A 10,726-nucleotide genomic window follows, 5' to 3' on the forward strand; every position below is an offset into this window, starting at 1 on the left:
CAAGGGGGGGGGGGGGGGGGGGGGGGGGGGGGGGGGGGGGGGGGGGGGGGGGGGGGGGTGGGGGGGGGGGGGGGCGGGGCGGGGGGGCCCCCCCCCCGGCCCCTGGTCACGAAGCTAACGGCTCAGCGGATCCAGCGGGTTCCGAATCCCCAGTGGACGTGGACCTTGCGACGGTGCTTGCCGAAGCTCCTCTCACGCCGGAACCCCTCGATCCAGCGCTTGGCGCTCTGCGGGGCGCCGCGGAGCCGGTAGCGGCTCCACGTGCCGGGTCCGAAGACACTGGCCGCTCCGTAGAGCCCGTTCTTCCAGTAGCCGCGCCGGTTCCGCTTCGCGGTGCCGATGCGGTACCTGGCCGCTCCGCCGGCCGCGCCGAACGCGGCGCCGATGAGCAGGCCGCCCGCTCCGGCGCAGATGCCCGCGGTGGCCGCGACGCAGGCGCCGCCGATGATGCCGAGGCCGACGCCGGCGGCCCAGCCGTAGACACCGCGGTGCCTGCGGATGTGCCGGCCGATCTTGCTCTTCTTGAACTTCTTCCAGGCCTTCTTGCACCAGCCGCAGCCCCACTTGCCGTCGAGGTCGTAGGAGTTCAGCGGGTCCGCGTTGACGTAGTCGTACGCGTTGGCGCTGCCGCCGTAGACCGGGTCGAGCGAGAGGAAGCGGCCGGTGGCCGGGTTGTAGAGCCGGACGCCCATCAGGGTGAGGCCGGTGACGGTCTCGCTGGAGCGCTGCTTGCCGCCGAGCCAGCTGTAGCGGGTGACGGGCTGGCCGGTGCGCGCGTTGCCGTACTCGTCGCTGTCGAGCACCTGCGGTGCGTCGGCCTGGTTCAGCGGGAGCTGGAGGGCGACGTCGCCGTGGATGTTGGTCAGCTGGAGGACGGTGTCGCCGCTCGCGCCGGTGGTGGCGGCGAGCTCGCCGTCGGCGGAGTCGACGTTGCGGGTGAGCTTGCCGGAGGCGACGTCCTCGGTGACCCAGCGGGGGTTGTCGTCGTCCCCGTCGTAGTGGTTCACCTTCGACGAGGTCTGGGTCCAGGTGCCGTCGGCCGAGGACTCGACCGTCCAGCCGCGGAAGCGGTGGGCGGCGTCCAGGCTCCAGGTCTGGCGCAGGGTGCCGGAGGTCTGGCGGCGGACCAGGTCGTTGACGTAGTACTCCAGCGCGCTGCCGGGCAGGGCGGTGGTGCGGCCGAAGCCGTCGTACACGTAGCCGCTGTCGACGATCCGGTCGGCGCTGTCGAAGGTGTGGCCGGCGGTGGTCCCTCCGGTGGTCGGGCAGGCGGCGCCGGGGGCGCCGGTCGCCGTGGTCAGGCCGGTGCGGTTGGTGCGCTTGTCGAAGGCGTAGCCGCGGCGGGTGCAGACGTCGCCGACGGTGTCGAGAACGGTGCTGAGCCGGCCCGCCTTGTCGTAGGCGTTGCTCTGGGCGGACCAGCCGGAGTGCCGCAGGACCTGGCCGTGCACCGACTCGTCGACCGTGTCGGAGGCGACGGTCGTGCCGTCGCTGTCACGGGTGTAGAGCCGCTTGGTCTCGGCGCCGGTGGTGTCCTCGGTGATCGTCTGGGTGTAGCCGCCGGGGAGCTTCTGGCTGATGACGCTGCCGTCGGCGTCGTACCGGGCCTCGAAGGAACCGGCGACGGAGTCGGTGGTCTTCACCAGCAGACCGCGCGGCTCGATGGTGTGGTCGTACGTGTAGGTGACGGTGGACGGCACCGAGTCGCTGACCTTGACCGGGCGGTCGAGCAGGTCGTACTCGGTCTTGGTCTCGCCGCCGTCGGCGTCGGTGTAGGAGATCAGCCGGCCCAGCTTGTCGTAGGCCTTCCAGATCGTGCCGCCCGACGGCGAGGAGGTCTTGACCTCGCGTCCGGTCTCGCCGTTGTACTCGCTGGTGCTGTCCGGCACCGGGTCGCCGAGGCCGCCGGTGGTGGCGGTCGTGACCGGCCGGCCGGCCGCGTCGTAGGTGGTGGTGAGGGTGCGGGTGGTGCCGTTGGCGGTGGTGGTCACCTTGGCGGGGGAGCCCCACCAGCTGTACTCGGTGGTCACCGTGGGCAGCTGGGTCGGGTTCGAACCGCCGCCGGTGATCGCCCCGGCCGGGCCGGTGGAGCAGACCTTGTCGGCCCACTCGGGGCGGCCGGCGCAGGTGCCGGTGCCGCTCGCGGACCAGTAGGTGGTGACCCGGGCGGCCGCGTCGGTGCCGGTGGAGCCGGGGAGCAGCTCCTTGACGGTGCGGCCCTTGGCGTCGTACTCGATCTGGCTGGTCAGGGCGAGCCCCGACGGGTCGCGGATCACCTTGACCGGCAGGCCCTTGACCCAGTCGTAGAGCGTCTGGGTGACGAGGGGCTCGGCCTGGACGGCGGGGTACGCGAGGACCTGGCCGCCCACGGTGACCTTGGTGGGCTTGTCCTGGACGGTGGCGGTGCCGTCGGTGGGGCGGCCCGCGTCGTACTCGTTGACCGTCCAGGAGCGGACGGCGGTGGCGTCGCCGGCCTTGAGGACGGTGGCGCCGCCCGAGACGAGGTCCTCGGTGAGCGTGGCGCGGTGCAGCGGGCCGAGCTCCTGGAGCTCGCGGGTGCCCGACTCATCGAAGACCGAGCGGGTGGCGAGCAGGTCGGCGCGCTCGTTCGCGGAGCGGGTGGCGATGCCGAGCTCGTTCTGGACGGCCCGGTCGGCGGCGGTCAGGCCGAGTGCCACCGCCCGGTTGCCCGGGGAGAGTTCCCGCACGGTGTTGCCGTGCTCGTCGAACTCGGTGGTGGAGATGTAGCCGCCGGGGCTCGCGGTGTTCACCTCACGGCCGGAGACGTCCGTGTAGGTGAGCGTGGCGCGCCGGTAGTCACCCGCGGTCAGGCCGGAGCCGGCGTGCGCGGCCGGGACGGAGTCCGCGGGGAAGACCGCGGTCGCGTCGGTCGGCACGTCGGTCTGGCCCCAGGCGGCGACGTCCTGGGTGCCCATGGCGTACGGGGCGGCGGTGCCGGTGAGCGGGACGTCGTAGACGATGCTCGTGGCGGCCTCGCCGCTGGTCTGGTCGGCCGAGCCCTGGACGAGGGCCGGGCGGCGCACCTTCAGGAGCATGCCGTCGCCGGCGACGGGGCTGCTGCCCGCCTTGCCGTAGTCCAGGTTCCAGGGCAGCTCGCCCTGGGACTGCACCCAGAAGATGCGGCCCGATCCGTCGTACGAGTACTGGGTCTGGGTGGCCTGGGACAGGGTCGGGTTCCACTGCTGGCGCAGCCGGCCCGAGAGGTCGTAGCGGTAGCTCGCGAGGGCCTTGGAGGTGGCGGTCGCCGCGCCCGGCTCGGTGGACCAGGCGCGGATCTCCTTGACCTGCCCGGCGAAGTCGCCGAACTCGGTGGCGTCGGAGTAGCCGGTGGCCGTGGTGGCGGTCGCGTAGACGTACTCCAGCGCGCGGCAGCCCTTGGTGGACGGCGTCGCGGCGCAGGTGGTGGCCGGGACGGCGGAGGTGGGGGCGACGACCAGCTTCGGCCGGGCCAGCTTCTTGCCGCCGACGGTCACGGTCTCGGAGACCACCGTGGTGGTGGTGTCGGCCAGGCCCTCCATGCCCGTGGTGGCGACCTGCCAGGCGGTGGCGGCCGCGTCCGGCTTGGTGAAGACGGTGACGGTGCCCTCGGTGTCCTTCATGGTGAGGGAGCCGCCGGTGGTGCCGGTGAGGGTGAGCTCCTCGGCCCCGGGCTCGGGCTTCCAGCCGCCGCCGCTGGTCGCGGTGAAGCCGGTCTCCTCGCCTTCCACGTCGACGAGTGCGAGCGAGGTGGCGGAGGTCTGCTTGAGGTACGCCCAGTCGGACTCGCTGGCCTCGGCGACGGTGCCGGCGCTCCACTCCTTGCCGAAGATCGCGACCTGGCCCTCCTGCGAGCCGCCGGTGGCGGGGTTGCGGGAGGAGGCGGTACGGCTGACGGACAGGTCGAAGAGGGAGACGTCCGTCTCCGCGAGCGTGAAGTCACCCGTGATCAGGTTGACCTCGCCCGGGCCGACCTCCTCGGTGGGCGCGGTGCCCGCGGTGCGGTCCAGGGCGACGGTGTTGGCCGGCGAGCCCGCCGACGTCGTGCCGTCGGTGAACAGGGCGCGGACGTCGACCGCGCCGTCCTCGGCGAGGGTGGTGGTGATGTCCCAGTTGAGCGCGGCGGGCTTGCCGGCCGGGGCTGCCAGCGGCCAGGCGGCGACGGCGGATCCGTCGGCGGCCCTGGTCACGTGGGCGACCGGCACGTCCTTCCACGGGTCGGTCTCGCCGCGCCGGTACTGGTAGGTGACGCCGGTGTAGGTGTCCTTGCCGGTCGCGGTGAGCGCGGTGCGGCGGGCCGGGCGGTCGCCCGCGGCCGGGGTGTTGAGCGCCGCGCCGGAACCGGCGTAGAAGACGTGGCTGGTCTGCCCGGAGACGTTGCCGGCCGCGTCACGGGTGCGCGCGGTCAGGGTGTGCTTGCCCGCGGTCACGGTGAGGGTGGCGGAGGCGGTGACCCCGGAGACGCCGAGGGTGGTCCAGGCGCCGCCGTCGAGCGCGTACTGCACTTCCTTGGCGTCCGTCGCCGGCGGGGTGAAGGTGAACGCGCCGGAGACGTCGCCGTTCGCGTCGGGCGTCCCGGACCAAGTGTCAGCCGGGAAGTCGCTCGACGAGATCGCCGTGGTCGCCGGGGCGGTGGTGTCGACGGTGAAGTTCTGCCAGGCGGACCAGGCGCTCGACACCGAGCCGTCCGACGCGGTGGCCCGCCACTTGTAGGAGCCGGGCGCGAGCGCCGTCGCGGGGGTCCAGGGGGCGTCGGCGCCCGAGGCGACGAAGCCGGAGGTGCCGGTCTGCAGGGCGGCGGAGCCGTTGGCGGCCCAGAGCTCGTAGCTCAGCTGGACGGTGTTGCCGTCGGCGTCCGTGGACCTGCCGGTCAGGGTCGGCGTGGTGTCGTTGGTGGCCGAGCCGTCCACCGGGGAGACCGCGGCGACCACGCTCGGCTTGGTGTTGTACGTGACCGACAGGTACGGGGTGTTGGAGGCGGCGTTGCCGGAGTTGAAGCGCTTCCAGCCGTACGGGTCGGTCTCGTCGGTGGCGCGGATGCCGAGGTGGTTGCTGCCGTTGCCGTTGGAGGCCCAGCTCTGGACCATCGTGGTGACGTCGGCGTTGACCCAGCCGTCGGCGCAGGCCGAGGAGAACCCCTTGGTCTGCGTGCTGGTGGCCTGCTTGGTGGTCCAGGCCGGCTGGGCGGTCCAGCGGGTGGCGGTGCTCGCGGCGCCGGTGGTCCACACCTCCCACGACTTGGCCGTGCACGACCAGGAGTGGGTGGCCCACAGGTTCAGCTTCGCGGACTGGATGACCTTGCCGGAGATCTGGGCCATCGGGAAGGAGAGGAAGGAACGGGCCTTCTGCGCCGATCCGTTGTTCCCCAGCTTCAGCTCGGTGGCGGCCGACTGGTCGGTCCCGTAGCCCTCCTGGACGAAGGTGTCGAAGCTGGTGCCGACGGAGACCGCCGGGTCGACGGTGACCGGGAAGACGGTCTTCGGGTCGGCCAGGAAGGCCGCGTCCGGGGTCAGGGTGACGTCGACGCTGTCGCCGCTCTGGGTGAGCGCGAGGCCCACCGGGGCGGTGTGGGTGCGTTCGCCGCTGCGCGGGTCGGTCCGGGCGTCCCACATGACGGGGGCAGGGACGACGGCGGCGGTGCGCCCGTTCCTGGTGTCGGCGAAGGTGATCGACCCGTCGGGGTTCTTCTTCGCCTTGAGGCCCTTGGCGTCCAGGGTCAGGGTGACCGAGCCGTTGGCGCCGACCGCCCGCTTGTCCTTGAGCTCCAGGAACTGCTCGTAGCCGGTACGGGTCGACTCGACGATCAGGTCGGTGTACGGCAGGGCCTCGGCGTAGCGCGCCTCGGTGCCCTTGACCGTCGGATCGGCCAGCGCGCCGCGCCAGTTGACGGCTATCTGCCTGCCGTGGCGGTCGTCGAGCCGGACCAGCGGCACCGACGGGGTCTTCTTCTCGCCCGCCCGGCCGCCGGAGCGCTCGATCCTCGCGGCGGTCGCGGCCGGCGTCTTCCCGGCCAGGGTGAGGCCGAGGGGGTGGTCGACGGCGCTGACGCTGCCGTCGGGGTGCTTGACCAGGCCGACGTCGACCGTGCGCCAGTTGCCCAGCGGGTCCTTGTAGCGCTGCGGTCCGGTGGCCGCCTCCAGGGTGACCGTGCCGTCGGGGTTGGCCCACGCGGTGGTGGTCTCGGTCCGCTCCGAGAGGGCCTCGACGCGCTTGCCGGAGAGCCGGGCGGCGACCTGCGCCGACGGGAGGTCCGCGGCCTCGGTGGCGGCGGGTGTCCTGGGCGGCTTCGCCACGGCACGGGGGGCGGCCGTCGTGGACAGGGACACGGCGAAGGTCTCGCCGCCGGTCCCCACCACGAGGGCGGTCTCGACGACCAGGGTGGCCGCCACGACACCGGCGACGGCGGCCAGTCTTCCGGCTCTGCCGCGGAGGGGACGGAGGCCCGAGAAACCTGCCTCGGGTGGACTTTCGTTCAAGGGCGGGCGGTTCCGCTTGTCGGTTGACACCGAATCTCCCTCGATAGCCTGAACATGACAACAGGGATTGCGTCGGCGATCGTTCCACTCGCACACAGCGAAGCAACCACCAACGGGTCTGTTCAGAGGAAGACTTGAGGTTTCCCGCGAGTATCCGGTCAGTCGCCGGGCGGCATCGGCGGTCGAACTCCCGCCACCTGGTGCATAGCCGCAGGGAACAGCGCGTCGCGGACAAGGCGTACCCGATCGCCCTCCGCCTCCCGGCCCGTGGAAGCCACCACGAAGGACAGGGCGAGACGCAGCGCCAGCTCGCAGGAGCGAACGGCGGCCGCCGCGCCGCCCGCCTCCCCGGTGCCCGCGGCGTCGCCTCCGGCCCCGCCGTTCGAGCCGACCCCCGAGCCGTCCCCGCCGTTCGAGCCCCGCGCGATCAGCGCCGCCGCCGCCCGGTCCCGCGCCTGGCCGAGCAGCTCCCCCGGCGTGGGCACCCCCGCGTCGGCGCGCCGCTGCTCCGGTACGGGGGCGAGCCGGGACCCGGCGCGGACCGGGCGCGGGGCGGGCAGCCGCTCGTCCCAGGCGCCGGTGAGCAGGGCCCGCAGCACGGGCCGGGCGGCGGCCGCGGAGACCGTCCACTCGGCGAGGGCGAGCAGCCCGCGGGCGGGCGGTCCGGGCTCGGCGAGCACGGCCTCGACGCCCCGCAGATACCGGTCGGCCTCGCGCCGCACGAGGGCGCGGGCCAGCCCCTCCTTGCTGCCGAACTCGTTGTAGAGGGTCTGCCGGGAGACCCGCGCGCGGGCGGCGACGTCGACCATCCGCACCGCGGCCCAGGGCTGCTCGCCCAGAGCCGCCAGAGCGGTGTCGAGGAGGGTCGCTCGGGCAGTCGGCATCGTCGCCTCCCAGCCGGTTCGGTACTGCGCTCAGCGTTGACGTGCGACCACGCACTGTCAAGGCCCGCCGCAGGGCGACCCCTGTCCGGGGGATAGAGTTTCGACATGGCCGAATACCACGACGATCTGCGTCTGGCCCATGTCCTCGCGGATGCTGCGGACGCGGCCACGATGGACCGCTTCCAGGCGCTCGACCTCAAGGTCGAGACCAAGCCCGACATGACCCCGGTCAGCGAGGCCGACAAGGCCGCCGAGGAGCTGATCCGCAAGCAGTTGCAGCGCGCGCGGCCGCGCGACGCGATCCTCGGCGAGGAGTACGGCGTCGAGGGCACCGGCCCGCGCCGCTGGGTGATCGACCCCATCGACGGCACCAAGAACTACGTGCGCGGGGTGCCCGTCTGGGCGACCCTGATCTCCCTGATGGAGGCCGGGGAGACCGGCTTCCAGCCCGTCGTGGGCGTGGTCTCCGCGCCGGCGCTCGGGCGCCGCTGGTGGGCGGCGAAGGGCCTCGGCGCGTACACGGGCCGCAGCCTCGCCTCGGCGAAGCGGATCGGGGTGTCGAAGGTCGGGCGCCTGGAGGACGCCTCCTTCGCGTACTCCAGCCTGACCGGCTGGGAGGAGCGCGGCCGGCTCGACGGCTTCCTCGACCTGAGCCGCGCGGTCTGGCGGACCCGCGCGTACGGCGACTTCTGGCCGTACATGATGGTCGCCGAGGGCTCGGTGGACCTGTGCGCGGAGCCGGAGCTGTCGCTGTGGGACATGGCGGCGACCGCGATCGTCGTCCAGGAGGCCGGCGGCACCTTCACCGGCCTCGACGGACGCCACGGCCCGCACAGCGGCAACGCGGTGGCGTCGAACGGACTGCTGCACGGGGAGCTGCTCAGCTACCTCGGCGGCTGAGCGGCCCCCCGTTCCCCGGTGGTGGGGCGGCCGGGCGTCAGCCCAGCTGCCACCACTGCCCGGCGTCGTTCTGGTCGCAGCCGGCCATGGAGTTCAGATAGCCGACGCCGTTGCTCTTCAGACACTGGCCGGTGACCGCGTTCTTGGCCATCCGCCAGCCGTTGCCGCCGTCGATCAGGCGCCACTTCTGGGCGGGGGCCACGCCGCCCCACGGGCTGTTGAGGCCGTCCCGGGTCGCCGACCCGAGCTGCGGAATGGCCAGGTCGTTGGTGCCGCCGGCCTCCAGGACCTTGTCGTAGCCGTGGCTGATGGCGCTGGTGCCGTCGCAGTAGCGCCACACCGTCCAGGTCTGCGCGGGCGACCCGTTGGGCGTGAAGGTGCCGACCCGCTGGCCTTCGGCCTCGTTGTTGTACGGCAGGTCGAGGGCGCCGCCGCGGTAGGTCGCCACCTCGGTGCGGGTGGTGACGGACGGCGGGAGCGAGCCGCAGTCGGTGCTCTGCGCGGCCAGTGCCGTCGGAGCGGTCGCCAGGGCCGCCCCCGCGACGGTCACGGCGACGCCGACACCGGCGGCGAGGGTACGGAGGGTGGTCATGGTGGTCCTTTCGTCGTACGTACGGTGGGTGGACGTGCTCAGGGGTGTCGTGCGCGTGCTCCTGGTCCTGCGGGCGGGCGTCACGCGGTGACCTGGAAGCCGTGGGCCTGGCCCAGGCGCTCCAGGGTGGTGCGGCCGGGCAGCCCGTCGGCGTCCGTGCCGCCGAAGCCGCAGCGGCGCTGCCACGCGGCGTAGGCGGTCATCGTCCTGGTGCCGAAGGAGCCGTCGGCCCACTGGGCGGGCAGCAGCCCCTCGGCGGCCAGGGCGCGTTCCACGGGGAGCACGTCGGCGCGGTGCGCCGCCGCGCCCTGGGCGGCGGCCGGGTCGGTGCGGGCCGCGGCGAGCACCCTGGCGAGGCTCACCACGGACCGCAGGTGGTGCTGGCCCGGCCGCTGCTTCGGCCCGGCCCCGCCCGCGGCGGCGAAGAGGGCCGCCGGGTCGATGGCGCCCGGGTCCCAGTGGTCGTTGCCCGGTACGTGGACGTGGCCGAAGTGCCCGCCCTTGCCGCGCCAGTCGGGGCGCGAGCGCCCCCGCCCGGCCCACACGTCGGGCACGCCCCAGGAGCGCACGGCCGCCATGAGGGCACCGAAGCGCGGGCCCGGCTTCCAGTAGCCGGTGAACGGGGTCCCGGCGCGGGCCAGGACCTCGATCTGGACGCAGACCCGGCCGGTCCGGTTGGTGCGGGTGTCGCCGTCGTTGCGCAGCGCCCGGGCGCTGCGGTCGAGCGGCCCGAACTGGCCCAGCTTGTCGGTGGTGGGGTCGTACAGCAGGTGCGGTTCGCTGCCCTGCTTGATCAGGTACGCGCCGACGGCGTCGAAGGCCGCGTTCCCGGCGCCGCTCTCGGTGGTGTGCCAGACGACCCGGGGCGGCAGCTCCGGGGTGTCCATCGGGCCGCCGATCGCCCCGTCACCGAGGCGTACGGCGCCGGGGATCCATGCCGTTCCCATCGGGCTCAGCTGCCGAAGGTCTGCACGTACCGGCCCCAGTTGCCGCGCTGGCGCGGGCTGTAGCCGATGCCGATGGCGCGGTAGGAGCCGCCGAGGATGTTGTTGCGGTGCGGGGTGCTGTCCATCCACATCCGCATGGCCTCGGCGACGCTGTTGCCGGGGGTGACGTTCTCCGCGCGGGCGGTGTTGCCCGGGTATCCGGCGTCGCTGATGCGGCGGCTGAAGTCGGAGCCGTCGGTGCCGTTGTGCTGGGTGAGGTCGTTCGCCGCCATGTCGTTGGCGTGGCGCTGCGCGGCGGCCGAGAGCCGGTCGTCGAGCCTCAGGTCGGGGGCGCCGACCCGGCGCCGCTCCTGGTTGACCGCGGCGAGCATCTCGCCGCGGAAGTCACCGCCGCCCGGCTGGGGCTGGGGCTGGGGCTGGGGCTGCGGCTGGGGTCGGCTCCCGCCGCCGCCCTGGCCGCCCGTCTGCCCGGCCGGGAGGAGCTGCCAGAGCTGGCCCTGGTTGGCGGGGTCGCGCCCCCACACGCCGAGCGCCGCGCCCTGGCCGTCGGCCGTGAGGTAGGCGGCGCCCTCGTTGCCGCGGGCGCTGCGCAGCAGGACGCGCCCGTTGCCGCCGTCCTCCAGGTGCCAGCGCTGGTTGTCCTGGCCGTGTTCGCGGACCAGGTGGGTGGTGAAGTTGGAGAAGTTGTAGTCCATCACCATGCCCTGGCCCGGGCCGTGGGTGTTGTGGGTGAGCTGGGTCTCCAGGAGCCAGGTGCCGTTCTCCTTGGCCCAGAACACCCAGCCCTGGGCGGCGGTCCCGTTGGGCGCCCAGGCCTGGATCCGGTTGCCGTCGCTCGCCTGGCTGGCGTTGACGTCGGCGGCCCTGCCGTTGTCCGCGACGAGTGTCAGAACCTGTCCGTTCTGCGGCTGCGTCGTCATGTCGTGTCGT

General features: G+C 73.6%; 6 protein-coding genes. 1 reads left to right on the plus strand and 5 read right to left on the minus strand.

Annotated elements, in window-relative coordinates; all coding sequences use genetic code 11:
* Nucleotides 1–122: 122 nt before the first annotated feature.
* Entirely contained in the window at nucleotides 123–6,386 is a 6,264-nt protein-coding gene (locus tag ACZ3ZE_RS23930) for a DNRLRE domain-containing protein (protein WP_467260599.1), read from the minus strand.
* 245 nt (nucleotides 6,387–6,631) lie between these two features.
* Nucleotides 6,632–7,357 (minus strand): TetR/AcrR family transcriptional regulator, encoded by a 726-nt coding sequence (locus ACZ3ZE_RS23935; protein ID WP_467260602.1) that lies wholly within the window; start codon nucleotides 7,355–7,357, stop codon nucleotides 6,632–6,634.
* Nucleotides 7,358–7,462: 105 nt separating this feature from the next.
* On the opposite strand from ACZ3ZE_RS23935, the gene hisN reads away from it, so the two are divergent.
* Complete coding sequence (gene hisN / locus ACZ3ZE_RS23940; RefSeq protein ID WP_361166827.1) at nucleotides 7,463–8,257, plus strand: histidinol-phosphatase; 795 nt, start codon at nucleotides 7,463–7,465, stop codon at nucleotides 8,255–8,257.
* A 37-nt stretch (nucleotides 8,258–8,294) separates the two neighbouring features.
* Here hisN and ACZ3ZE_RS23945 read toward each other — a convergent pair whose 3' ends face one another.
* The 3 genes from ACZ3ZE_RS23945 to ACZ3ZE_RS23955 all read right to left on the minus strand — a co-directional run bounded on the left by ACZ3ZE_RS23945 (nucleotide 8,295) and on the right by ACZ3ZE_RS23955 (nucleotide 10,716).
* On the minus strand, nucleotides 8,295–8,849 hold the full coding sequence (locus ACZ3ZE_RS23945; RefSeq protein WP_467260605.1) for an RICIN domain-containing protein: 555 nt from the start codon (nucleotides 8,847–8,849) through the stop codon (nucleotides 8,295–8,297).
* A gap of 80 nt (nucleotides 8,850–8,929) precedes the next feature.
* The gene (locus tag ACZ3ZE_RS23950; protein WP_361166822.1) at nucleotides 8,930–9,796 is read right to left on the minus strand and encodes a peptidoglycan-binding protein LysM; all 867 of its coding nucleotides are present in this window, start codon (nucleotides 9,794–9,796) and stop codon (nucleotides 8,930–8,932) included.
* 5 nt (nucleotides 9,797–9,801) lie between these two features.
* Nucleotides 9,802–10,716, minus strand: coding sequence for a CAP domain-containing protein (locus ACZ3ZE_RS23955; RefSeq protein ID WP_363293230.1), 915 nt, complete (start codon nucleotides 10,714–10,716; stop codon nucleotides 9,802–9,804).
* Nucleotides 10,717–10,726 lie beyond the last annotated feature (10 nt).

The sequence above is a fragment of the Streptomyces sp. NPDC023157 genome (assembly GCF_055560575.1).

What these genes read in the sequence shown, in the direction of transcription:
- ACZ3ZE_RS23950 (WP_361166822.1), bottom strand. Translation starts at nt 9,796, where the DNA reads ATGGGAACGGCATGGATCCCCGGCGCCGTACGCCTCGGTGACGGGGCG.
- hisN (WP_361166827.1), top strand. Translation starts at nt 7,463, where the DNA reads ATGGCCGAATACCACGACGATCTGCGTCTGGCCCATGTCCTCGCGGAT.
- ACZ3ZE_RS23935 (WP_467260602.1), bottom strand. Translation starts at nt 7,357, where the DNA reads ATGCCGACTGCCCGAGCGACCCTCCTCGACACCGCTCTGGCGGCTCTG.
- ACZ3ZE_RS23945 (WP_467260605.1), bottom strand. Translation starts at nt 8,849, where the DNA reads ATGACCACCCTCCGTACCCTCGCCGCCGGTGTCGGCGTCGCCGTGACC.
- ACZ3ZE_RS23955 (WP_363293230.1), bottom strand. Translation starts at nt 10,716, where the DNA reads ATGACGACGCAGCCGCAGAACGGACAGGTTCTGACACTCGTCGCGGAC.